Genomic DNA, 21483 nt, shown 5'->3' with positions numbered 1-21483 from the left:
GTGTTTCAGTTGAAGTGATGTTGACTGACACTCCCTCTTCGCGAGCGAGCCCGCTCCCACAGGGGTAACCTGTCTTCACGGCTTGTTTTGCTTCTCATTATCATATAATAATAAATCTCATTACCGAATAGGCCCGGATCATGAGTAGTGTCTTGCACGAGCTGCCTTACCTCGAAAGCTGGCGCTGGATGAGTCGCCAGATCCGTTGCGCGATGAATCCCGACGAGCCTCGCCTGATCGACCACTACCTGGCCGAAGGCCGGTATCTGGCGGCCTGCACGGCAACCTCACCCTGGACCGTCGCCGAAACTTCCTTCCGTTTGTTACTCGACACCGCCGCTGATGTCGCGCTGCCGTGGCATTGGCGCACGTACTGTCTCGACCAGGCCTGGCGCCCGCTGCGCGAACTGGAACGCCTCTCTTTGTGCAAATGCCGCCTCAAGCGCTGGCAAAGCTACACCTGGCAACTGGCGACGAGCGAGTTGCAACCCTCGATTCCTCTCATAGAACTGGTGCAAGGATCTACAGATGACCAAGACACGTATTGAGCGCGACAGCATGGGCGAGCTTCAGGTCCCGGAAGACGCCCTCTACGGCGCACAGACTCAACGTGCGGTGGATAACTTCCCGATCAGCGGCAAGCCGATGCCCGTGCAGTTCATTCGCGCGCTGATCCTGGCCAAGGCCGCAGCGGCCCGCGCCAACATCGAGCTCAAGCAAATCGGCGAAGCCCAGGGCAAGGCCATTGTCGATGCGGCCCAAGGCCTGCTCGAAGGCGATTTCATGCAGCACTTTCCGGTGGATGTCTTCCAGACCGGTTCGGGCACCAGTTCCAACATGAACGCCAACGAAGTGATCGCCACGCTGGCCAGCCGCTTGCTCGGCGAGGCGGTGAACCCCAACGATCACGTCAACTGTGGCCAAAGCAGCAACGACATTATTCCGACCACCATCCACGTCAGTGCGGCGCTGGCGTTGCATGAGCAATTGTTGCCGGCGCTGACGCACCTGGTGCAGGTCATCGAGCGCAAGGCCGGGCAGGTTCATCACCACGTCAAGACCGGGCGTACGCACCTGATGGACGCGATGCCGGTGCGCATGAGTCAGGTGCTCAACGGTTGGGCGCAACAGCTCAAGGCCAACATCGGCCTGCTGCAAGGATTGCAGCCAAGCCTGCAATCCCTGGCCCAGGGCGGCACGGCGGTGGGTACGGGCGTCAACGCCCACCCCGAGTTCGCGGCGCGCTTCAGCCAGCAGCTGAGCACATTGACCCGGGTTCAGTTCCAGCCAGGCAAGGACCTGTTCGCGCTCATTGGCTCTCAGGACACCGCCGTCGCGGTCTCCGGGCAACTGAAGGCGACTGCCGTGTCGCTGATGAAAATCGCCAACGACCTGCGCTGGATGAACTCCGGCCCGCTGGCCGGCCTTGGCGAGATCGAACTGGAAGCCTTGCAACCGGGCTCTTCGATCATGCCGGGCAAGGTCAACCCGGTCATTCCGGAGGCTACCGCAATGGTCGCGGCTCAGGTCATCGGCAACGACAGCGTGATCACCATTGCCGGTCAGTCGGGCAACTTCGAACTGAACGTGATGCTGCCGATCATCGCCCAGAACCTGCTGAGCAGTATCGAGTTGCTGGCCAATTCCAGCCGCTTGCTGGCGGACAAGGCGATTGCCAGCTTCAAGGTCAATGAGGGCCGGATCAAGGAAGCGTTGTCGCGCAACCCGATTCTGGTCACCGCGCTCAACCCGATCATCGGTTACCAGAAAGCTGCCGAGATTGCCAAGAAGGCCTATCAGCAAGGTCGGCCGGTGATTGACGTCGCGCTGGAACACACCGACCTGTCGCGCGGCCAGCTGGAAGAATTGCTCAACCCGGAAAAACTCACCGCGGGCGGCGTGTAAGCCCCGCTGCCGCTTTGGAGGCGCACCATGGAGCACTGGAAACGCACGATCGAAAGAGCCAATCGCTTTTTCATGCAGGGTGAACTGGTCGATGCCCGCGAGGCGTATCTGCAGGCATTAGCCCTGGCCCAAGTGCTGTTCGAGCGCTGGGCGGATGCCGACGAAGCGGTGGCAGCTTGCGTGATTTCCCATCACAACCTGGCGGACCTGCACTTGCGCCTGAACCAGCCGGAGGAGAGCGCCGAATACCTGTGTGCCATCCATCAACGGCTGTTGCAGACCATGCAGGACCCGCGACTACCACAAACATTGCGTGAAGCCGCGTTGCGCCAGAGCAGCAAGACCTACGTCGAGCTGCTGAATTTCATCAGTGAGCACGGCGAATATCCGCGTACCCATCGACTGTTGCACATCGATGCCGCTTCGCCTGTGCCTCATCATCATGGAGTCCATTGATCATGGCTTTTAGCTTGCCTGCCTTGCCCTACGCCTACGACGCCCTGGAACCGCACATCGATGCGCAGACCATGGAGATCCACTACACCAAACATCACCAGACCTACATCAACAACCTCAACGCGGCCGTCGAGGGCACCGAGTATGCCGAGTGGCCCGTGGAGAAGCTGGTGTCTGCCGTTCAGCAATTGCCGGAAAAACTGCGCGCGGCGGTGATCAATCAGGGAGGCGGCCACGCCAACCATTCGTTGTTCTGGGAGGTCATGACGCCCGGCGGCGGAGGGAAACCCGAAGGCGCGCTGGCCAAGGCAATCGACGAGCAATTGGGCGGACTCGACAGTTTCAAGGAAGCCTTCACCAAGGCGGCGTTGACCCGCTTCGGCAGTGGCTGGGCCTGGCTCAGCGTCACTGCGCAAAAGACTCTGGTGGTGGAAAGCAGCGGTAACCAGGACAGCCCGTTAATGAGCGGCAATACGCCGATTCTGGGACTCGACGTCTGGGAGCATGCCTATTACCTGCGCTATCAGAACCGCCGTCCTGAATACATCAGCGCGTTCTACAACGTGATCAATTGGCCGCAAGTCGCTGCGCGCTATCAGGCCGCACTGGTTTAAGTCTTCTGTAAAAACAATCCAGGGCTGGAATATGGGCACTGAAACACTGGCGATCGGAAGTGGACGGATGTTTCGTTACGCGTTTGGATCGCTGTTACTGCTGGCGGGCATGAGTCTATTGGTTGCCCATGGATTGGCATGGCTCGACCTTGAGCCGAGGTTGCTGCGCGCACTGCAGGGCGGTGCGATCTGCGCCCTGGGTACCGCGCTGGGTGCGGTTCCGGTGTTGGTGATTCGGCGCATGCCGCAGGTGCTCAGCGATACTTTGCTTGGCTTTGGCGCTGGCGTGATGCTCGCGGCGACGGCATTTTCGCTGATCGTCCCGGGCATCTCTGCCGCCGAAGGGCTTGGACTGTCGCCTTGGGCGTCCAGTGGGCTGATCAGCTTCGGCATTATGCTCGGTGCGTTCGGCTTGTTCCTGGTGGATCGGAAGGTCTCCGGCGTCAGCCCGGACAGGCTGGTCGGTACCCTGGAGCGCCCGGTCATTGCTCCGCGCATCTGGTTGTTCGTGTTTGCCATCATCGCCCACAACATCCCGGAAGGCATGGCGGTCGGTGTTTCTGCCGGCGGCGGCATGCCTGAAGCCGACAGCCTGGCCATGGGCATTGCCTTGCAGGACGTGCCGGAAGGGCTGGTCATCGCCTTGGTACTGGCCGGGGCAGGGATGTCCCGGGTCAAGGCGTTCCTGATCGGTGCCGCATCAGGGTTGGTCGAGCCGGTGTTCGCGCTGTTGTGTGCCTGGCTTGTGAGCCTGGCCGAGCTGCTGCTGCCTTTGGGGTTGGCACTGGCGGCAGGGGCGATGTTGCTGGTGGTGACCCACGAAGTCATTCCCGAATCGCGCCGCAATGGTCATGACAAGCTTGCCAGCCTCGGGCTGCTGATGGGGTTCTGTTTGATGATGGTGATGGATACGGCGCTGGCCTGAACAGATCGCAGCCCTGTAGGAGCTGCCGAAGGCTGCGATCTTTTGATCTTGATCTTGTCCTTATTCGCCTTCGTCGAAGAAGTTGTTGATCAACGCTACCAGCGCTTCCAGGGCTTCCTGTTCCTGCTCGCCTTCTGTGCTCAAGTGGATCGTGGTGCCTTTGCCGGCGGCCAGCATCATCATCGCCATGATGCTTTTGCCATCGACCATGGACTCTGGTGTTCGACCGGCCCGGATCTGGCACGGGAACTGACCCGCGACCCCAACGAATTTTGCAGACGCCCGGGCATGCAGACCCAGCTTGTTGATGATTTCGATTTCCAGAGCAGGCATCGCGATGTGAATCCTTTAGCTGAGGTCGCGGTGGCGAACCTGGACGTTCTTCAGGGTTTTTTGCAGCACCTGCCCCAGACGCTCGGTCAGGTAGACGGAGCGGTGATGTCCGCCAGTGCAGCCAATGGCAATGGTGACGTAGGCGCGGTTGCTGGCGGCAAAACGAGGCAGCCACTTTAACAGGTATGTGGAAATGTCCTGGAACATCTCTTCGACATCCGGCTGTGCCGCCAGGTATTCGGCAACCGGTTGATCGAGCCCGGACTGCTCGCGTAATTCCGGTTTCCAGTAAGGGTTGGGCAGGCAACGCACATCGAACACCAGGTCGGCGTCCACCGGCATGCCACGCTTGAACCCGAAGGACTCCACCAGGAACGCAGTCCCCGGCTCAGGCTGATTCAACAGGCGCAGTTTGATGGCGTCGCGCAGCTGGTACAGGTTCAGGCTGGTGGTGTTGATCTTGAGGTCGGCGAGGTCGGCAATCGGCCCGAGCAGCACGCTTTCAACGTTGATGGCTTCGGCCAGCGAGCGGTTGGCGTTGGTCAGGGGGTGGCGTCGGCGGGTTTCCGAGAAGCGCTTGAGCAAGGTTTCTTCGTCGGCGTCCAGGTACAGGACATCGCACTGGATGTGGCGGCTGCGGACTTCTTCGAGCAGTTCGGGGAAGCGTGACAGGTGGCTGGGCAGGTTGCGGGCGTCAATGGAAACGGCCACCAGCGGTTGCATCAGCTCGGTATGAATCAACGCTCGTTCGGCCAGTTCCGGCAGCAGGCCGGCAGGCAGATTGTCGATGCAGTAGTAGCCGTTGTCCTCAAGAACATTGAGGGCGGTGCTTTTACCCGAGCCGGAACGGCCACTGACGATGATCAAGCGCATGATTACTGACCGTTTTGCTCGTCCAGGACAACCTGATACAAGGCTTCGTTGCTTGCGGCATTACGCAGTTTTTCGCGAACGTCCTTGCGGTCGAGCATGCTGGCGATCTGTCGCAGCAGCTCAAGGTGCGCATCGGTAGCGGCTTCCGGGACCAGCAGAACGAACAGCAGGTCAACCGGCGCGCCGTCGATGGCGTCGAAATCGATAGGGGCGTCCAGGTGCATCAATGCACTGATGGGCGATACACAACCCTTGAGACGGCAGTGTGGAATAGCGATGCCGTTGCCAAAACCGGTGGAGCCGAGTTTTTCACGGGCAATCAGCGCCTCGAAGACATCTTGCATCTCCAGAGCCGGCACTTCGCGGGCGATCAGATTGGCAATTTGTTCGAGGGCTTTCTTTTTACTGCCGCCCGGCACGTTCACGAGGGAACGGCCGGGGGTCAGGATACTTTCAAGTCGGATCATGGGTTGGGAGTGTTAACGACCGGTTGCGCCCTGAAGGAGGCTCTGGGTCTTTTCCTTATGCTTTTTGAGTTGTTTATCCAGCTTGTCGGTGAGTGCATCGATCGCAGCGTACATATCGGTATGTTCCGCATTGGCGACCACTTCATTCCCGGGAATATGCAGCGTGGCTTCGATTTTCTGCTTCAGCTTCTCGACGGTCATCGTGACCTGCACGTTAGTGATCTTGTCGAAATGTCGCTCCAATCGTTCGAGTTTTTCGCCGATGTAGGTGCGAAGAGGTTCGGTCACTTCCAGTTGGTGTCCACTGATGTTGACTTGCATACAGCTTCTCCTTCGTTGCCAGTGCATAAAGCGGTAGACCAGATGATCTACCACTGGAACGCTGTGGCGTGGCTCTACATCAACCGCTTGCGTTCGCTCGAAGGCGCGATCCCTAGGGATTCGCGGTACTTGGCGACGGTGCGGCGAGCCACCTGAATGCCTTGTGCCTCCAGTAAACCAGCGATCTTGCTGTCACTCAACGGCTTTTTCTGATTTTCCGCGGCAACCAGTTTTTTGATGATCGCCCGGATCGCCGTGGACGAGCATTCGCCGCCTTCGGAGGTGCTTACGTGACTGGAGAAAAAGTATTTCAGTTCATAGATGCCCCGGGGGGTGTGCATGAACTTCTGGGTGGTCACCCGTGAAATCGTCGACTCATGCATGCCGACCGCTTCGGCGATGTCATGCAGGACCAGCGGCTTCATGGCTTCGTCGCCATATTCGAGGAACCCGCGCTGATGCTCCACGATCTGGGTGGCAACCTTCATCAGGGTTTCATTGCGGCTCTGCAGGCTCTTGATGAACCAGCGGGCCTCCTGCAACTGATTGCGCATGAACGTGTTGTCGGCGCTGGTATCGGCGCGGCGCACAAAGCCGGCGTACTGGGCGTTGACCCGCAGCCGTGGCACCGACTCCTGATTCAGCTCCACCAGCCAGCGCTCGTTGTCCTTGCGTACGATAACGTCAGGAACGACGTACTCGGCTTCGGTGGACTCGATCTGCGAGCCCGGGCGCGGGTTGAGGCTCTGGACCAGCTCTATGACCTGGCGCAGCTCATCTTCCTTGAGCTTCATGCGGCGCATCAACTGGCTGTAGTCGCGGCTGCCCAGCAGGTCGATGTAATCGGTGACAAGGCGCTTGGCTTCGGCCAGCCAAGGGGTCTTGGCGGGCAACTGACGCAATTGCAGCAACAGGCATTCGCCCAGGTTGCGTGCGCCTATGCCGGCCGGCTCGAATTGCTGGATGCGGTGCAGGACGGCTTCGATTTCGTCCAGTTCGATGTCCAGTTCCGGATCGAAGGCTTCGAGGATTTCCTCGAGGGTTTCGTCCAGATAGCCCTGATTGTTGATGCAGTCGATCAGGGTCACGGCGATCAGGCGATCGGTGTCGGACATCGGGGCCAGGTTCAGTTGCCACAGCAAGTGGCTTTGCAGGCTTTCACCGGCCGAGGTGCGGGTGGTGAAGTCCCACTCGTCATCGTCATTGCTGGGCAGGCTGCTGGCGCTGGTCTGGTAAACGTCTTCCCACGCGGTGTCGACGGGGAGTTCGTTGGGGATGCGCTCGTTCCAGTCACCCTCATCGAGGTTATCAACCGTCGGGGCACTTTCCTGGTAGGAGGGTTCCTGGATATCGGTGTTGGGCTTTTGTTCGGCGTTGTCGGCCAAGGGGTCGGAATTGTCGAAGTCGTCGCCTTCTTCCTGGCGTTCGAGCATCGGATTGGACTCCAGGGCCTCCTGGATTTCCTGTTGCAGGTCCAGGGTCGACAATTGGAGCAGGCGGATGGCCTGTTGCAGCTGAGGTGTCATCGTCAGCTGCTGGCCCATTCTCAAGACTAGCGATGGTTTCATGGCAGGGGCTTAACACCTTATTCGCCGGCGCACATGCGCCATCCACTACAGGGCGCCGGGGCGCCAAACATAAGCAAATTATATGCCTGAAACTGAAGGATTTGCCTAGAGCGCTGTAACAATAAAAAACTATAAATTTGTGTTGCGGTGCTGCCCGTATTGGGGGATGAACACGCTGGTTTGCATGAGGCACCGATGAATCGCGAGACGGGTGCCCGGGCGGCTGCCTGGGCACGGCTCAGCGTTTACAGGCGGAACTCATGGCCCAGGTACACTTCCTTCACCAGGTCATTGGCCAGGATGGTCTCTGCATCACCTTCGGCGATCAACTGACCGTCATTGACGATATAGGCGGTTTCACAGATATCCAGGGTTTCACGAACGTTGTGGTCCGTGATCAGCACGCCAATGCCTTTGGCCTTGAGGTGGTAAATGATCTGCTTGATGTCGCCGACCGAAATCGGGTCCACGCCGGCGAAAGGTTCGTCGAGGAGGATGAACTTCGGGTTGGTGGCCAGGGCGCGGGCGATTTCCACGCGGCGGCGCTCACCACCGGACAGGCTCATGCCGAGGTTGTCGCGGATGTGGCTGATGTGGAATTCCTGCAGCAGGCTTTCCAGTTCCTTGCGACGACCGGCCTTGTCGAGCTCCTTGCGGGTCTCGAGGATGGCCATGATGTTGTCGGCCACCGACAGTTTGCGGAAGATCGATGCTTCTTGCGGCAAATAGCCGATACCGGCTTTTGCACGGCCGTGCATCGGCTGGTGGCTGACGTCCAGGTCATCGATCAGGACGCGGCCCTGGTCGGCTTGCACCAGGCCGACGATCATGTAGAAGCAGGTGGTCTTGCCGGCGCCGTTCGGGCCAAGCAGGCCGACGATCTGACCGCTGTCGATGGACAGGCTGACATCACGCACGACCTGGCGGCTCTTGTAGCTCTTGGCCAGATGCTGAGCTTTCAGAGTTGCCATTACTGGGCCTTTTTCTCGTCGGTTTTCTTCTTCGGCTGGATCACCATGTCGATGCGCGGACGCGACTCGGTCACCTTGTTGCCGGTGGCGCGCCCGGCGCTGGCCAGCTTCTTCTCGGTGTCGTAGACGATTTTCTCGCCTTGGGTGACGTTGTTGTCCTTGTCGACAACTTTGGCCTTGTCGATCAACACGACGCGATTTTGCGTGGCGTGATACTGGATGGTCACGCCCCAACCCTGAACAGGCTTGGTATCGCCAGCCGTCTGCAATTGCTCGAAGTACGCCAGGTTGCCCACCGAGGTCACTACGTCAATGTCGCCAGTCGGGGTGCGGGTGATGGTAACGGTGTTGCCGGTCACCTTCATCGAGCCTTGGGTGATGATCACGTCACCCTTATAGGTAGCAATACCTTGCTTGTCGTCCAGTTGGGCATCGTCGGCCTGAATGCGGATAGGCTGCTGTTGGTCTTCCGGCAGAGCCCAGGCGCTCACGCTTCCCAGTGCTGCGCCCAGACTGAGCAAAATCGGGAGGGTTTTAACGAGCCTCATACTGTCCTCTTACGTTCGATAGCAGGTGTATCCTGCTTTCTTTCAAATACGCTTTCATTCCCTTGCCAGTCGATACACCGCCAGCGCCGTCGATTCTAACGTCTTGCTCGGTCTGCGCATATTGCTGCTGCGGGAACACGGTCATGCGGGTGCTGGTGATCAGGGTCTTGCGGTTTTTCTCGTCGAAGCGCGTGATGCGCACATCATCGATCAGCTCGACCTGCGTGCCGTCAGGGTTGACCTCGCCACGCAGGCTCTGGACGTGCCACGGGAATTCGGTGCCGCGGAACACGTTCAGGTCGGGGTTGGTCAGCAGTGTCACCTCGGTCGCCTTCAGGTGCTCGACCTTGTCGGACACCAGATCATATTGCAGCTTGCCGTCCGGCAGGTACTGCACGCTGTGGGCGTTGATGGCGTAATAGTCGATCATGCTTTCATCGACCGGCGTTACCGGCTTGTCGAGGAAGCGTTCCGGGCTGATGTTCCAGTAGCCAACCGCGGCGAATATCGCCGCGATGCAACTGTACAGCAAGGTGTTGCGAAACTTTTTGCTCAGCATATCGGGCTCACAGGTACGCCGCGTTGGCCGCATCGAGGCGGTCCTGGGCGCGCAGGATCAATTCGCAGAACTCGCGAGCGGCACCTTCGCCGCCGCGGGCGAGGGTGATGCCGTGAGCATGTTCGCGCACGAAACTGGCGGCATTGGCCACCGCCATGCCCAGGCCTACGCGGCGAATCACCGGCAGGTCCGGCAGGTCGTCGCCGAGATAGGCCACCTGCTCATAGCTCAAATTCAGTTGGGCCAGCAGTTCGTCGAGTACCACCAGTTTGTCTTCGCGACCCTGATACAGGTGCGGGATGCCGAGGTTTTTGGCTCGCCGCTCGACCACCGGGGTCTTGCGGCCACTGATGATCGCAGTCTGCACGCCAGCGGCCATCAGCATCTTGATGCCCTGGCCGTCGAGCGTGTTGAACGTCTTGAATTCGCTGCCGTCTTCGAGGAAGTACAGGCGACCATCGGTCAGCACGCCGTCGACATCGAATACCGCCAGTTTGATCTGTTTGCCGCGTTGCAGCAGGTCCGCACTCATTACATTACTCCTGCACGCAGCAAGTCGTGCATGTTCAAGGCACCGACCGGGCGATCTTCGCTGTCGACCACGACCAGCGCGTTGATTTTATGGTCTTCCATGATTTTCAGTGCTTCGGCGGCCAGCATTTCGGCGCGGGCGGTCTTGCCATGGGCCGTCATGACCTGGTCGATGACAGCGCTGTGGATGTCGATGCTGCGGTCCAGTGTGCGGCGCAAATCACCATCGGTGAAGATTCCGGCCAGCTTGCCGTCGGCCTCGAGGATGACGGTCATGCCCAGGCCCTTGCGGGTCATCTCCATCAAGGCGTCCTTGAGCAGGGTGCCACGCTGGACCTGCGGCAACTCCTGGCCGGCGTGCATGACATTCTCCACTTTCAGCAGCAGGCGTCGGCCCAAGGCGCCACCTGGATGGGAAAAGGCGAAGTCTTCGGCGGTGAAACCACGGGCTTCCAGCAGCGCGACCGCCAGGGCGTCACCCATGACCAGGGCGGCGGTGGTCGACGAGGTGGGTGCCAGGTTCAACGGGCAGGCTTCGTGTTCGACATGAACATTCAAGTTCACCTCGGCGGCCTTGGCCAGCGGCGAATCAGGGTTGCCGGTCACGCTGATCAACTGAATGCCCAGGCGCTTGATCAGTGGCAGCAGGGTGACGATTTCATTGGTGGAGCCGGAATTCGAGAGCGCCAGAATGATGTCGTCGCGGGTAATCATGCCCATGTCACCATGGCTGGCCTCCGCCGGGTGCACAAAAAACGCCGTGGTGCCGGTGCTGGCCAGGGTCGCGGCGATCTTGTTGCCGACGTGTCCCGACTTGCCCATGCCGACCACGACCACGCGGCCTTTGCTGGCCAGAATCATCTCGCAAGCGCGTACGAAATCTGCGTCGATATGAGGTAGCAGGCCTTGCACGGCTTCTACTTCGAGGCGGATGGTGCGTTGTGCTGATTGAATCAGGTCGCTGGATTGGCTCATGTCAGAAATCGTATAGCCTGATGAAAAGGCGGCGATTATAGCGGTTATGATCGAATCCCTCACGCAAGTTCGTCGCGCATTGTCATTCCTTGTTACCTGAAACCCTCTAGATGGGGCTTTGAACCACTCCTGCAGTTGCATATGACTCGGCTTTGGCCTTGGGCGTGCAGCCTTTGCAGTGATATAGTTCGCCGCCAGTTCGGCCTGCCCGGGAGGTATGTGCTTTCGTCAGAAAGCCAAGCGTCCGAGTGAGAGGCTGCATCGCAAGGAGTTTAGATGAGTGCCGATAACGCCTACGCGGTCGAGCTGAAGGGACTGTCCTTCAAGCGCGGTGCGCGCAGCATTTTCAATAATGTCGATATCCGTATCCCGCGTGGCAAGGTCACCGGCATCATGGGGCCTTCCGGGTGCGGCAAGACCACGCTTCTGCGTCTGATGGGGGCCCAGTTGCGCCCCACCAAGGGCGAAGTCTGGGTCAACGGTCAGAACCTGCCAAAACTGTCGCGCAGCGACCTGTTCGATGCGCGCAAGCATATGGGCGTGCTGTTTCAGAGCGGCGCGCTGTTTACCGACCTCGATGTCTTCGAGAATGTCGCGTTTCCGCTGCGGGTTCACACGCAACTACCGGAAGAAATGATCCGCGACATCGTCCTGCTCAAATTGCAGGCCGTGGGTCTGCGCGGTGCCATCGAATTGATGCCCGACGAGCTTTCCGGCGGCATGAAGCGCCGGGTTGCGCTGGCCCGGGCGATAGCGCTCGATCCACAGATCCTCATGTACGACGAGCCTTTTGTCGGCCAGGACCCTATCGCCATGGGCGTTCTGGTGCGTCTGATTCGCTTGCTCAACGATGCGCTGGGCATCACCAGCATCGTGGTTTCCCACGACCTGGCCGAGACCGCGAGCATTGCCGATTACATTTATGTGGTGGGCGATGGCCAGGTGTTGGGGCAGGGGACCCCGGACGAGTTGATGAACTCGGATGAGCCGCGCATTCGTCAGTTCATGACCGGCGAACCCGATGGCCCGGTTCCGTACCACTTTCCAGCGACGGATTACCGCGCAGATATTCTGGGGAAGCGCTGATGCGCAGAATTTCATTGATGGAACGCGTTCGCCGCTTCGGCCAGGCCGGCATCGATGTGCTGGCGGTGTTCGGGCGTTCGGCCTTGTTCCTGTTTCATGCCTTGCTTGGCCGCGGTGGTATCGGTGGCGGCTTCGGGCTGCTGGTCAAGCAGCTGCATTCGGTGGGTGTGATGTCCCTGGTGATCATCGTGGTCTCCGGGGTGTTCATCGGCATGGTGCTGGCGCTGCAGGGCTTCAACATCCTTTCCAGCTACGGTTCGGAGCAGGCTGTCGGGCAGATGGTTGCGCTGACGCTGCTGCGGGAACTGGGGCCGGTGGTGACCGCCTTGCTGTTCGCCGGGCGCGCAGGTTCGGCGTTGACCGCGGAAATCGGCAACATGAAGTCCACCGAGCAGTTGTCCAGCCTGGAAATGATCGGGGTTGACCCGCTCAAGTACATCATCGCACCACGCTTGTGGGCCGGCTTCATTTCCCTGCCGGTGCTGGCGATGATTTTCAGCGTGGTGGGCATCTGGGGCGGCTCGTGGGTCGCTGTCGACTGGCTGGGGGTCTATGAAGGTTCCTACTGGTCGAACATGCAGAACAGCGTGACGTTCACTGAGGATGTGCTCAACGGGATCATCAAAAGTATCGTCTTTGCCTTTGTCGTGACCTGGATCGCCGTATTCCAAGGCTATGACTGCGAACCCACTTCCGAGGGGATCAGTCGTGCCACTACCAAGACCGTTGTCTATGCCTCGTTGGCAGTGCTCGGCCTGGACTTTATTCTGACCGCCTTGATGTTTGGAGATTTCTGATGCAAAACCGCACCCTGGAAATCGGTGTCGGCCTTTTCTTGCTGGCTGGCATCCTGGCTTTGCTCTTGTTGGCGTTGCGGGTCAGTGGCCTGTCCCCGACTCCGAGCACCGATACGTATAAACTTTACGCCTACTTCGACAATATCGCCGGTTTGACTGTCAGAGCAAAGGTGACCATGGCCGGTGTGACCATCGGCAAGGTCACGGCCATCGATCTGGATCGCGACAGCTTTACCGGTCGGGTGACCATGCAGCTGGAAAAACGCATCGATAATCTGCCGGCGGACTCCACTGCATCTATCCTGACCGCAGGACTGTTGGGCGAGAAGTACATCGGTATCAGCGTGGGCGGGGAAGACACCCTGCTCAAGGATGGTGGAACCATCCATGACACGCAGTCATCGCTGGTGCTCGAGGACCTGATCGGTAAATTCCTGCTCAATACCGTTAGCAAAGAAGCTAAATGAGGAACTGTTAAATGATCTCTACCTTGCGACGTGGCCTGTTGGTAATGCTCGCGGTGTTTCCGTTGGTGTCCCACGCCGTAGCGGCGCCTTCGGCGCACGATCTGGTGCAGGACACGACCAACCGTATGCTCGCGGACCTGGCGGCAAACAAAGAGAAGTACAAGCAGGATCCGCAAGACTTTTATGCGGCGCTGAACTCCATCGTCGGGCCGGTCGTGGATGCCGAGGGTATTTCCAAGAGCATCATGACGGTCAAGTACTCGCGCAAGGCTACGCCTGCGCAGATGAAGACCTTCGAAGAGAACTTCAAGAGGGGCCTGTTCCAGTTCTATGGCAATGCCTTGCTGGAGTACAACAACCAGGGCATCACCGTTGAACCGGCCAAAGACGAGTCGGGCGACCGTACCAGCGTTGGCATGACGGTCAAAGGCAGCAGCGGCGCGATCTATCCAGTGTCCTACACGCTGGAAAAGATCAATGGCGAGTGGAAGCTGCGTAACGTCATCATCAACGGCATCAATATCGGCAAGCTGTTCCGCGATCAGTTCGCCGATGCGATGCAGCGCAATGGCAACGACCTGGACAAGACCATCAATGGTTGGGCCGGGGAAGTCGCCAAGGCCAAGGAAGCCACCGACAAGAATCCAGAGCAGTCGCCCCAATGAGTGAGTCGGCAGTCCAGATGGACGAAGCGGGTGAGCTGCGACTCAGTGGCGTGCTGGATTACCGCACCGGCCCTGGCCTGCGTGAGCAGGGCAAGGCGCTGATCAAGGCCAGCAAGGCTGCGGCGCTGGTGGTCGATTGTTCGGCGGTGACCAAGTCCAGCAGTGTCGGTTTGTCATTGCTGCTGTGCTTCATCCGCGATGCTCAAGCGGCCGGCAAGGCGTTGAGCATCCGTGGAATGCCGGAAGACATGCGTGAAATCGCTCAGGTCAGCGAGCTGACCGAGCTGTTGGCGCATCCCTAACCACATCTATAAAGAAGCCCCCCGTCAGAGTCCTGCTTCGCGGGGTTCGCAGGCGCGGGGCTTTTTTGTATGATGTCCGACCCGCGCGCACAGGGCGCCGATTGAGGTTGAGCATGCAGGCCGTAGAAGTGAAGAGCTTCCTTGAAGGAAAGCTGCCCGGAACGTTGGTAGAAGTCGAGGGCGAAGGCTGCAATTTCCAGCTGAATGTGATTAGCGATGAACTGGCGGCGTTGAGCCCGGTGAAGCGTCAGCAGCAGATCTATGCCCATTTGAACCCATGGATCACCGATGGCAGCATCCATGCGGTCACAATGAAATTTTTCAGCAGCGCGGCCTGGGCCGAGCGCACCTGAGCCCAAGGGCGTCGAGATTCTTATGGATAAATTGATTATTACTGGCGGTGCTCGTCTTGACGGCGAAATCCGCATCTCCGGGGCAAAGAACTCTGCCCTGCCGATCCTGGCTGCCACGCTGCTGTGCGATGGTCCGGTGACCGTTGCCAACCTGCCGCACCTGCACGACATCACCACCATGATCGAGCTGTTCGGTCGCATGGGGATCGAGCCGGTGATCGACGAAAAACTCGCCGTCGAAATCGACCCGCGCACCATCAAGACCCTGGTCGCACCGTACGAACTGGTTAAAACCATGCGTGCGTCGATCCTGGTGCTGGGCCCGATGGTTGCCCGTTTCGGCGAAGCCGAAGTCGCGCTGCCTGGCGGTTGCGCCATCGGTTCGCGTCCGGTTGACCTGCACATCCGTGGCCTGGAAGCCATGGGCGCGGTCATCGACGTCGAAGGCGGCTACATCAAGGCCAAGGCGCCTGAGGGCGGCTTGCGCGGTGCGCACTTCTTCTTCGATACCGTCAGCGTGACCGGTACCGAAAACATCATGATGGCCGCCGCACTGGCCAAGGGCCGTAGCGTCCTGGCCAACGCCGCGCGCGAACCTGAAGTGGTCGACCTGGCGAACTTCCTGAACGCCATGGGCGCCAAGGTTTCCGGCGCCGGCACCGACACCATCACCATCGATGGCGTCGAGCGTCTGCACACCACCACTTACAAGGTGATGCCGGACCGTATCGAAACCGGCACCTACCTGGTTGCCGCTGCCGTGACCGGCGGCCGCGTGAAGGTCAAGGACACGGATCCGACCATTCTCGAAGCCGTACTGGAGAAGCTCCGTGAGTCCGGTGCCGAAATCACCTGCGGCGAAGACTGGATCGAGCTGAACATGCACGGCAAGCGGCCGAAAGCCGTCAACGTGCGGACCGCTCCGTACCCGGCGTTCCCGACCGACATGCAGGCACAGTTCATCTCCCTCAACGCCATTGCCGAAGGCACGGGTGCTGTGATCGAGACGATCTTCGAAAACCGCTTCATGCACGTCTACGAACTGCACCGCATGGGCGCCAAGATCCAGGTCGAGGGCAACACCGCGATCGTCACCGGCACCGAGAAGCTCAAGGGCGCGCCAGTGATGGCGACCGACCTGCGTGCTTCGGCCAGCCTGGTCATCTCGGCCCTGATCGCCGAGGGCGACACCCTGATCGACCGCATCTACCACATAGATCGTGGTTACGAGTGCATCGAAGAAAAACTGCAGATGCTGGGCGCCAAGATCCGTCGCGTTCCGGGCTAGTACTGCTGCAAGGGCATAAGGACATGCCCGTTGATTTGTTGAAGTCGAGCCGTTTTCGGCTCGATGTGTGTCCGGCGCCATTTGCGACCGGGCATGAGTACCTTGATAAGGACTGACGTTTCCCATGTTGACCATCGCACTGTCCAAGGGCCGCATCCTTGACGATACCTTGCCGCTTCTGGCTGAAGCGGGCATCGTGCCGACCGAGAATCCGGACAAGAGCCGCAAGCTGATCATCCCCACGACCCAGGACGATGTCCGTCTGCTGATCGTGCGTGCCACCGATGTGCCGACCTATGTCGAACATGGGGCTGCCGACCTCGGCGTCGCCGGCAAAGATGTGCTGATGGAATACGGCGGCCAGGGCCTGTACGAGCCGCTGGACCTGCAAATTGCCCAGTGCAAGCTGATGACCGCCGGTAAAGTCGGTGCCGTCGAGCCCAAGGGCCGCCTGCGCATCGCCACCAAGTTCGTCAATGTTGCCAAGCGCTACTACGCCGAACAGGGTCGTCAGGTCGATATCATCAAGCTTTACGGTTCGATGGAACTGGCGCCGCTGATCGGTCTGGCGGACAAGATCATCGACGTGGTCGACACCGGCAACACGCTGCGGGCCAACGGCCTGGAGCCACAGGATTTCATCGCTGCCATCAGCTCCCGCCTGATCGTCAACAAGGCTTCGATGAAAATGCAGCACGCCCGTATCCAGGCGTTGATCGACACCCTGCGCAAGGCAGTGGAGTCTCGACACCGCGGCTGATTCACCTGCGCAACCTTGAGTTGCGCCGTCTATCCGCCTCATAGCCAGAATTCTCAGGTGCCCAAGCGGATCGAATGTTAGCTTCGGGCGCCTGAGTTTTTTGCCATTCCTATGAGGCTCTCGCTATGACCGCACTGACTGCAATTCGCCGACTCAACGCTGCTGACCCGGATTTCGCGCATCATCTGGATCATCTGCTGAGCTGGGAAAGTGTGTCTGACGACTCGGTCAATCAGCGAGTGCTGGACATCATCAAGGCCGTGCGCGAGCGCGGTGACGCGGCGCTGGTGGACTTCACCCGTCAGTTCGACGGCCTGGACGTGAAGTCCATGGCCGACCTGATCCTGCCGCGCGAGCGTCTGGAGTTGGCGCTGACCCGCATCTCCGTGGCCCAGCGCGAAGCACTGGAAGTCGCCGCAGCCCGCGTGCGCAGCTACCACGAGAAGCAGAAGCAGGACTCCTGGAGTTACACCGAGGCGGACGGCACCGTACTGGGCCAGAAAGTCACGCCGCTGGATCGTGCCGGTCTGTACGTGCCGGGCGGCAAGGCGTCGTACCCGTCGTCGGTGTTGATGAACGCGATTCCGGCCAAGGTTGCCGGCGTCACCGAAGTGGTCATGGTCGTGCCGACCCCGCGCGGTGAAATCAACGAGTTGGTGCTGGCTGCGGCCTGCATCGCCGGTGTCGACCGCGTGTTCACCATCGGCGGTGCCCAGGCCGTTGCGGCGCTGGCTTACGGCACCGAAAGCGTGCCGAAGGTCGACAAGGTCGTCGGCCCGGGCAACATCTATGTGGCTACCGCCAAGCGCCACGTGTTTGGCCAGGTCGGCATCGACATGATCGCCGGCCCTTCGGAAATCCTCGTGGTGTGCGACGGCCAGACCGATCCGGACTGGATCGCCATGGACCTGTTCTCCCAGGCCGAGCACGACGAAGACGCCCAGGCCATTCTGGTCAGCCCCGACGCCGGGTTCCTCGACAAGGTCGCGGCCAGCATCGCCAAATTGATGCCGACCATGGAGCGTGCCGCAATCATCGAAACCTCGATCAATGGCCGTGGTGCACTGATCAAGGTTCGCGACATGGAACAGGCCATCGAAGTGGCCAACCGCATCGCGCCGGAGCACCTCGAGTTGTCCGTTGCCGATCCGCAAGCCTGGCTGCCGCAGATCCGCCACGCCGGCGCGATCTTCATGGGCCGTCACACCTCTGAAGCCCTGGGCGACTACTGCGCAGGCCCGAACCACGTGTTGCCGACCTCCGGCACCGCGCGATTCTCTTCGCCGCTGGGTGTGTATGACTTCCAGAAACGCTCGTCGATCATCTTCTGCTCCGAGCAGGGCGCATCGGAACTGGGCAAGACCGCATCCGTGCTGGCCCGTGGCGAGTCGCTGACCGCGCACGCGCGTAGCGCCGAATACCGCATCGTTGACGACAAGCAGGTGAAATGAAGATGAGTAAATTCTGGAGCCCGTTCGTCAAGAACCTGGTGCCATACGTGCCGGGCGAGCAGCCGAAACTGGCGAAGCTGGTGAAGCTCAACACCAACGAAAACCCGTACGGTCCATCGCCCAAGGCCTTGGCCGCGATGCAGACCGAACTGAACGACAACCTGCGTCTGTACCCGGACCCGAACAGCGACCTGCTGAAGAACGCGGTCGCCAGGTACTACGGCGTGCAAGGCAATCAGGTGTTCCTCGGTAACGGTTCCGACGAAGTCCTGGCGCACATCTTCCACGGTTTGCTGCAGCACGATCAGCCGCTGCTGTTCCCGGACATCAGCTACAGCTTCTATCCGGTTTACTGCGGGTTGTACGGCATCCAGTTCGACGCGGTGCCGCTGGACGAGCAATTCCGGATCAACCCGGCGGACTACGCCAGGCCGAACGGCGGGATCATCTTCCCCAACCCGAACGCACCGACCGGCTGCCTGCTGGCGCTGGAAGCGGTGGAGCAGATTCTCAAGGCCAGCCCGGATTCGGTGGTCGTGGTGGACGAGGCTTACATCGATTTCGGCGGCGAGACGGCAATCGCTCTGGTCGATCGTTATCCCAACCTGCTGGTGACCCAGACCCTGTCCAAGTCCCGCTCCCTGGCCGGTCTGCGGGTTGGCCTGGCGGTGGGGCATCCGGACCTGATCGAGGCGCTGGAGCGGATCAAGAACAGCTTCAACTCCTATCCGCTGGATCGCATGGCGAATGTCGGCGCCGCTGCCGCGTTCGAGGATCGCGAGTATTTCGACAAGACATGCCGGTTGGTGATCGAGAATCGCGAGAAGGTCGTCGGGCAATTGCAGGCCAAGGGATTTGAAGTGCTGCCTTCAGCGGCGAACTTCATTTTCGCCCGTCACCCCCAACACGATGCGGCGGGGCTGGCGGCGAAGTTGCGTGAGCAGGGCGTGATCGTCCGGCACTTCAAGCAGGAGCGGATTGCCCAGTTCCTGCGAATCTCCATCGGCACGCCAGAGCAGAACCAGGCGCTGATCGACGGTCTGGGCGACCTCTAAAATCAGGCACGATCCTGTGGGAGCGAGCTTGCTCGCGATGGGGCCATAACATTCAACATCCTTGTTGACTGCCAGCCCGTCATCGCGAGCAAGCTCGCTCCCACAGGTTTTTGGGTTGCCCGCTTACTCTTCTTCTTTCTCTTTGACCGGTGCCGGCGGCGGACGCAAACCGATTTCCGCGGTCAGCTTGAGTTCCTTGCCGTTGCGCATCACCTGGATCGTGACCTTGTCGGTCGGCTTGATCCGCGCTACCTGATTCATCGAGCGACGGCCATCACCGGCCGGCTCGCCATCGATGGCAAGAATCACGTCACCCAGTTGCAGGCCGGCCTTCTGTGCCGGACCATCGCGGAAAATCCCTGCCACGACAATGCCCGGACGCCCGGACAAACCGAAGGATTCGGCCAGTTCCTGGGTCAACGGCTGCACTTCGATACCCAGCCAGCCACGAATCACCTGGCCGTGCTCAATGATCGACTTCATCACTTCCATCGCCAGCTTTACCGGGATCGCGAAACCGATGCCCTGGGAGCCGCCCGACTTGGAGAAGATCGCCGTGTTGATGCCGGTCAGGTTGCCAATGGCGTCCACCAGTGCACCGCCCGAGTTGCCGGGGTTGATCGCGGCATCGGTCTGGATGAAGTCTTCGTAGTTGTTCAGGCCCAGTTGATTGCGCCCGGTGGCACTGATGATGCCCATGGTCACGGTCTGGCCGACGCCGAACGGGTTGCCGATGGCCAGCGCGACATCGCCGATGCGGATGTTGTCGGAGCGCCCCACGGTGATCGACGGCAGGTTTTTCAGGTCGATCTTCAGCACCGCGAGGTCAGTCTCCGGGTCGCTGCCGATCACCCGGGCCAGGGTTTCGCGGCCGTCCTTGAGCGCCACGACGATCTGGTCGGCGCCGCTGGTCACGTGGTTGTTGGTCAGGATGTAGCCTTCCGGGCTCATGATCACGCCGGAACCGAGGCTCGATTCCATGCGTTTCTGCTTGGGTGAGTTATCGCCGAAGAAGCGGCGGAATTGCGGATCTTCGAACAGCGGATGGTTGGGTTTGTTGATGACCTTGGTGGTGTACAGGTTCACCACCGACGGCGCTGCGGTGGTGACCGCATCGGCATAAGACACCGGGCCCTGTTGCATGCTGGTGGTTTGCGGCGCTTGCTGCAGATTGACGTCGAGGCTCGGGAGCCCGACCCACTGCGGGTAACGCTGGATTATCAAAAGAGCGACAAGCACGCCGGCCAACAGCGGCCAGCCGGAAAAACGCAGCGCCTTGAGCATTAAGCAGTTCCTGAGAGAGTTGCAGGCGGTATGAGACCGCTCATAATGACGCGCATTATACGAGGCCGCACGCGCCTCTGAACGGGATATTTAGGAGTCTTTTATGGCTGTCTCCCTGAGCACCCTGGTCGAAGAAGCCGACCGTTATCTCAACAGCGCCAAAATCGTCGATTACTGCCCCAATGGCTTGCAGGTCGAAGGCCGTCCGCAAGTGATGCGCATTGTCAGTGGCGTCACTGCCAGCCAGGCGTTGCTGGATGCCGCGGTAGAGGCCAATGCCGACCTGGTACTGGTGCACCACGGCTATTTCTGGAAGGGCGAAAACCCGTGCATCACCGGTATGAAGCAGCGCCGCTTGAAGACCCTGCTCAAGCACGATATCAGCCTCCTGGCCTATCACCTGCCGCTGGATCTGCACCCGGACGTCGGTAATAACGTGCAACTCGCGCGGCAACTCGACATCACCGTCGAAGGTCCGCTGGACCCGGACAACCTGAAGATTGTCGGGCTGGTCGGATCACTGAACGAGCCGATGACCGCACGGGATTTCGCCCGCCGCGTACAGGAAGTCATGGGTCGCGAGCCCTTATTGATTGAAGGCAATGCGATGATCCGCCGGGTTGGCTGGTGCACCGGTGGCGGTCAAGGGTACATCGATCAAGCCGTACTGGCAGGGTGTGATCTGTACCTCAGCGGCGAGGCCTCCGAGCAAACCTTCCACAGCGCCCAGGAAAACGGCATCAGCTTCATCGCCGCCGGTCACCACGCGACCGAGCGCTACGGCGTTCAGGCGCTGGGCGATTATCTGGCGCGGCGCTTTGCGCTGGAGCACATCTTCATCGATTGTCCAAACCCGATTTGACCTGGTCACCCTGTGTAGGAGCTGCCGAAGGCTGCGATCTTTTGATCTTTAAAATCAAAATCAAAAG

At 60.0% G+C, this 21483-nt stretch carries 27 protein-coding genes; 16 read left to right on the top strand and 11 right to left on the bottom strand.

The window, feature by feature from the left end; genetic code table 11:
- The first annotated feature begins 140 nt into the window (after window positions 1–140).
- The 5 genes from AC07YV_RS20415 to AC07YV_RS20395 are packed head-to-tail and all read left to right on the top strand — an operon-like array spanning window position 141 to window position 3900.
- Complete coding sequence (locus AC07YV_RS20415) at window positions 141–548, top strand: FagA protein (RefSeq protein ID WP_102702548.1); 408 nt, start codon at window positions 141–143, stop codon at window positions 546–548.
- Window positions 529–1905 (top strand): class II fumarate hydratase, encoded by a 1377-nt coding sequence (locus tag AC07YV_RS20410; RefSeq protein ID WP_102702547.1) that lies wholly within the window; start codon window positions 529–531, stop codon window positions 1903–1905. The genes AC07YV_RS20415 and AC07YV_RS20410 overlap by 20 nt, the downstream gene beginning before the upstream one ends.
- Window positions 1906–1932: 27 nt before the next feature.
- On the top strand, window positions 1933–2361 hold the full coding sequence (locus AC07YV_RS20405) for a DUF2753 family protein (protein WP_102702546.1): 429 nt from the start codon (window positions 1933–1935) through the stop codon (window positions 2359–2361).
- A 2-nt stretch (window positions 2362–2363) separates the two neighbouring features.
- Entirely contained in the window at window positions 2364–2975 is a 612-nt protein-coding gene (locus tag AC07YV_RS20400; protein ID WP_102702545.1) for a superoxide dismutase, read from the top strand.
- 31 nt (window positions 2976–3006) lie between these two features.
- Entirely contained in the window at window positions 3007–3900 is an 894-nt protein-coding gene (locus AC07YV_RS20395) for a ZIP family metal transporter (RefSeq protein WP_102702544.1), read from the top strand.
- Between the two features lie 60 nt (window positions 3901–3960).
- Here the strand turns inward: AC07YV_RS20395 and AC07YV_RS20390 are convergent, their stop codons facing one another.
- From AC07YV_RS20390 to AC07YV_RS20345, 10 genes are all read right to left on the bottom strand, one after another.
- A complete protein-coding gene (locus tag AC07YV_RS20390) occupies window positions 3961–4233 on the bottom strand; it encodes an HPr family phosphocarrier protein (RefSeq protein WP_102702543.1) in 273 nt (90 codons plus the stop codon).
- A 15-nt stretch (window positions 4234–4248) separates the two neighbouring features.
- Window positions 4249–5106: an RNase adapter RapZ gene (gene rapZ / locus AC07YV_RS20385; protein ID WP_102702542.1), complete on the bottom strand. Its 858-nt coding sequence runs from the start codon at window positions 5104–5106 to the stop codon at window positions 4249–4251.
- Between the two features lie 2 nt (window positions 5107–5108).
- The gene (ptsN, locus tag AC07YV_RS20380; RefSeq protein WP_102702541.1) at window positions 5109–5573 is read right to left on the bottom strand and encodes a PTS IIA-like nitrogen regulatory protein PtsN; all 465 of its coding nucleotides are present in this window, start codon (window positions 5571–5573) and stop codon (window positions 5109–5111) included.
- 12 nt (window positions 5574–5585) lie between these two features.
- Window positions 5586–5894: a ribosome hibernation-promoting factor, HPF/YfiA family gene (gene hpf / locus AC07YV_RS20375; protein WP_007941242.1), complete on the bottom strand. Its 309-nt coding sequence runs from the start codon at window positions 5892–5894 to the stop codon at window positions 5586–5588.
- Window positions 5895–5968: 74 nt separating this feature from the next.
- Window positions 5969–7462, bottom strand: a complete 1494-nt coding sequence (locus AC07YV_RS20370; protein ID WP_015093497.1) for an RNA polymerase factor sigma-54 — start codon at window positions 7460–7462, stop codon at window positions 5969–5971.
- 245 nt (window positions 7463–7707) lie between these two features.
- Entirely contained in the window at window positions 7708–8433 is a 726-nt protein-coding gene (lptB, locus tag AC07YV_RS20365; protein ID WP_007970262.1) for an LPS export ABC transporter ATP-binding protein, read from the bottom strand.
- Window positions 8433–8981, bottom strand: a complete 549-nt coding sequence (gene lptA, locus AC07YV_RS20360) for a lipopolysaccharide transport periplasmic protein LptA (RefSeq protein WP_102702540.1) — start codon at window positions 8979–8981, stop codon at window positions 8433–8435. The genes lptB and lptA overlap by 1 nt, the downstream gene beginning before the upstream one ends.
- The gene (gene lptC / locus AC07YV_RS20355) at window positions 8968–9540 is read right to left on the bottom strand and encodes an LPS export ABC transporter periplasmic protein LptC (RefSeq protein WP_102702539.1); all 573 of its coding nucleotides are present in this window, start codon (window positions 9538–9540) and stop codon (window positions 8968–8970) included. Before lptC ends, lptA begins: the two co-directional genes overlap by 14 nt.
- Before the next feature lie 7 nt (window positions 9541–9547).
- Window positions 9548–10072: a KdsC family phosphatase gene (locus AC07YV_RS20350; protein ID WP_008018712.1), complete on the bottom strand. Its 525-nt coding sequence runs from the start codon at window positions 10070–10072 to the stop codon at window positions 9548–9550.
- On the bottom strand, window positions 10072–11046 hold the full coding sequence (locus tag AC07YV_RS20345) for a KpsF/GutQ family sugar-phosphate isomerase (RefSeq protein WP_102702538.1): 975 nt from the start codon (window positions 11044–11046) through the stop codon (window positions 10072–10074). The genes AC07YV_RS20350 and AC07YV_RS20345 overlap by 1 nt, the downstream gene beginning before the upstream one ends.
- Window positions 11047–11322: 276 nt before the next feature.
- Between AC07YV_RS20345 and AC07YV_RS20340 the strand changes: the two genes are divergently transcribed.
- From AC07YV_RS20340 to hisC, 10 genes are all read left to right on the top strand, one after another.
- Window positions 11323–12132: an ATP-binding cassette domain-containing protein gene (locus AC07YV_RS20340; RefSeq protein ID WP_102702537.1), complete on the top strand. Its 810-nt coding sequence runs from the start codon at window positions 11323–11325 to the stop codon at window positions 12130–12132.
- A complete protein-coding gene (mlaE, locus tag AC07YV_RS20335; RefSeq protein ID WP_007970268.1) occupies window positions 12132–12929 on the top strand; it encodes a lipid asymmetry maintenance ABC transporter permease subunit MlaE in 798 nt (265 codons plus the stop codon). The genes AC07YV_RS20340 and mlaE overlap by 1 nt, the downstream gene beginning before the upstream one ends.
- Window positions 12929–13396: an outer membrane lipid asymmetry maintenance protein MlaD gene (gene mlaD / locus AC07YV_RS20330; protein ID WP_007970271.1), complete on the top strand. Its 468-nt coding sequence runs from the start codon at window positions 12929–12931 to the stop codon at window positions 13394–13396. The genes mlaE and mlaD overlap by 1 nt, the downstream gene beginning before the upstream one ends.
- 11 nt (window positions 13397–13407) lie before the next feature.
- A complete protein-coding gene (locus tag AC07YV_RS20325; protein WP_102702536.1) occupies window positions 13408–14061 on the top strand; it encodes an MlaC/ttg2D family ABC transporter substrate-binding protein in 654 nt (217 codons plus the stop codon).
- Entirely contained in the window at window positions 14058–14363 is a 306-nt protein-coding gene (locus tag AC07YV_RS20320; RefSeq protein WP_007970274.1) for an STAS domain-containing protein, read from the top strand. Before AC07YV_RS20325 ends, AC07YV_RS20320 begins: the two co-directional genes overlap by 4 nt.
- A gap of 113 nt (window positions 14364–14476) precedes the next feature.
- Window positions 14477–14716: a BolA family protein gene (locus AC07YV_RS20315; protein ID WP_007912386.1), complete on the top strand. Its 240-nt coding sequence runs from the start codon at window positions 14477–14479 to the stop codon at window positions 14714–14716.
- A 22-nt stretch (window positions 14717–14738) separates the two neighbouring features.
- A complete protein-coding gene (gene murA, locus AC07YV_RS20310; RefSeq protein ID WP_102702535.1) occupies window positions 14739–16004 on the top strand; it encodes a UDP-N-acetylglucosamine 1-carboxyvinyltransferase in 1266 nt (421 codons plus the stop codon).
- Between the two features lie 124 nt (window positions 16005–16128).
- Window positions 16129–16764: an ATP phosphoribosyltransferase gene (gene hisG / locus AC07YV_RS20305; RefSeq protein WP_007970278.1), complete on the top strand. Its 636-nt coding sequence runs from the start codon at window positions 16129–16131 to the stop codon at window positions 16762–16764.
- Window positions 16765–16889: 125 nt separating this feature from the next.
- Window positions 16890–18215, top strand: coding sequence for a histidinol dehydrogenase (gene hisD / locus AC07YV_RS20300; RefSeq protein WP_007970280.1), 1326 nt, complete (start codon window positions 16890–16892; stop codon window positions 18213–18215).
- A gap of 2 nt (window positions 18216–18217) precedes the next feature.
- Entirely contained in the window at window positions 18218–19270 is a 1053-nt protein-coding gene (gene hisC / locus AC07YV_RS20295; RefSeq protein ID WP_102702534.1) for a histidinol-phosphate transaminase, read from the top strand.
- Window positions 19271–19393: 123 nt separating this feature from the next.
- Here hisC and algW read toward each other — a convergent pair whose 3' ends face one another.
- Entirely contained in the window at window positions 19394–20554 is a 1161-nt protein-coding gene (gene algW, locus AC07YV_RS20290) for a Do family serine endopeptidase AlgW (RefSeq protein ID WP_007970284.1), read from the bottom strand.
- A gap of 103 nt (window positions 20555–20657) precedes the next feature.
- Between algW and AC07YV_RS20285 the strand changes: the two genes are divergently transcribed.
- Window positions 20658–21416, top strand: coding sequence for a Nif3-like dinuclear metal center hexameric protein (locus AC07YV_RS20285; protein WP_102702533.1), 759 nt, complete (start codon window positions 20658–20660; stop codon window positions 21414–21416).
- The last annotated feature ends 67 nt before the right edge of the window (window positions 21417–21483 follow it).

The organism is Pseudomonas sp. GW456-E7 (genome assembly GCF_059424105.1).
The sequence above is the reverse complement of the archived record's forward strand: the minus strand, read 5'-3'. Positions and strand labels throughout refer to the sequence as shown.

Bases quoted from the DNA above. Each gene is read 5' to 3' on its own strand.
- hpf (WP_007941242.1), bottom strand. From the start codon at position 5,894: ATGCAAGTCAACATCAGTGGACACCAACTGGAAGTGACCGAACCTCTT.
- lptB (WP_007970262.1), bottom strand. From the start codon at position 8,433: ATGGCAACTCTGAAAGCTCAGCATCTGGCCAAGAGCTACAAGAGCCGC.
- lptC (WP_102702539.1), bottom strand. From the start codon at position 9,540: ATGCTGAGCAAAAAGTTTCGCAACACCTTGCTGTACAGTTGCATCGCG.
- AC07YV_RS20325 (WP_102702536.1), top strand. From the start codon at position 13,408: ATGATCTCTACCTTGCGACGTGGCCTGTTGGTAATGCTCGCGGTGTTT.
- AC07YV_RS20345 (WP_102702538.1), bottom strand. From the start codon at position 11,046: ATGAGCCAATCCAGCGACCTGATTCAATCAGCACAACGCACCATCCGC.
- AC07YV_RS20395 (WP_102702544.1), top strand. From the start codon at position 3,007: ATGGGCACTGAAACACTGGCGATCGGAAGTGGACGGATGTTTCGTTAC.
- AC07YV_RS20405 (WP_102702546.1), top strand. From the start codon at position 1,933: ATGGAGCACTGGAAACGCACGATCGAAAGAGCCAATCGCTTTTTCATG.
- AC07YV_RS20350 (WP_008018712.1), bottom strand. From the start codon at position 10,072: ATGAGTGCGGACCTGCTGCAACGCGGCAAACAGATCAAACTGGCGGTA.
- AC07YV_RS20410 (WP_102702547.1), top strand. From the start codon at position 529: ATGACCAAGACACGTATTGAGCGCGACAGCATGGGCGAGCTTCAGGTC.
- lptA (WP_102702540.1), bottom strand. From the start codon at position 8,981: ATGAGGCTCGTTAAAACCCTCCCGATTTTGCTCAGTCTGGGCGCAGCA.
- AC07YV_RS20390 (WP_102702543.1), bottom strand. From the start codon at position 4,233: ATGCCTGCTCTGGAAATCGAAATCATCAACAAGCTGGGTCTGCATGCC.
- mlaD (WP_007970271.1), top strand. From the start codon at position 12,929: ATGCAAAACCGCACCCTGGAAATCGGTGTCGGCCTTTTCTTGCTGGCT.
- hisD (WP_007970280.1), top strand. From the start codon at position 16,890: ATGACCGCACTGACTGCAATTCGCCGACTCAACGCTGCTGACCCGGAT.
- ptsN (WP_102702541.1), bottom strand. From the start codon at position 5,573: ATGATCCGACTTGAAAGTATCCTGACCCCCGGCCGTTCCCTCGTGAAC.
- hisC (WP_102702534.1), top strand. From the start codon at position 18,218: ATGAGTAAATTCTGGAGCCCGTTCGTCAAGAACCTGGTGCCATACGTG.
- hisG (WP_007970278.1), top strand. From the start codon at position 16,129: ATGTTGACCATCGCACTGTCCAAGGGCCGCATCCTTGACGATACCTTG.
- AC07YV_RS20320 (WP_007970274.1), top strand. From the start codon at position 14,058: ATGAGTGAGTCGGCAGTCCAGATGGACGAAGCGGGTGAGCTGCGACTC.
- AC07YV_RS20400 (WP_102702545.1), top strand. From the start codon at position 2,364: ATGGCTTTTAGCTTGCCTGCCTTGCCCTACGCCTACGACGCCCTGGAA.
- algW (WP_007970284.1), bottom strand. From the start codon at position 20,554: ATGCTCAAGGCGCTGCGTTTTTCCGGCTGGCCGCTGTTGGCCGGCGTG.
- rapZ (WP_102702542.1), bottom strand. From the start codon at position 5,106: ATGCGCTTGATCATCGTCAGTGGCCGTTCCGGCTCGGGTAAAAGCACC.
- AC07YV_RS20370 (WP_015093497.1), bottom strand. From the start codon at position 7,462: ATGAAACCATCGCTAGTCTTGAGAATGGGCCAGCAGCTGACGATGACA.
- AC07YV_RS20340 (WP_102702537.1), top strand. From the start codon at position 11,323: ATGAGTGCCGATAACGCCTACGCGGTCGAGCTGAAGGGACTGTCCTTC.
- AC07YV_RS20415 (WP_102702548.1), top strand. From the start codon at position 141: ATGAGTAGTGTCTTGCACGAGCTGCCTTACCTCGAAAGCTGGCGCTGG.
- AC07YV_RS20315 (WP_007912386.1), top strand. From the start codon at position 14,477: ATGCAGGCCGTAGAAGTGAAGAGCTTCCTTGAAGGAAAGCTGCCCGGA.
- mlaE (WP_007970268.1), top strand. From the start codon at position 12,132: ATGCGCAGAATTTCATTGATGGAACGCGTTCGCCGCTTCGGCCAGGCC.
- murA (WP_102702535.1), top strand. From the start codon at position 14,739: ATGGATAAATTGATTATTACTGGCGGTGCTCGTCTTGACGGCGAAATC.
- AC07YV_RS20285 (WP_102702533.1), top strand. From the start codon at position 20,658: ATGGCTGTCTCCCTGAGCACCCTGGTCGAAGAAGCCGACCGTTATCTC.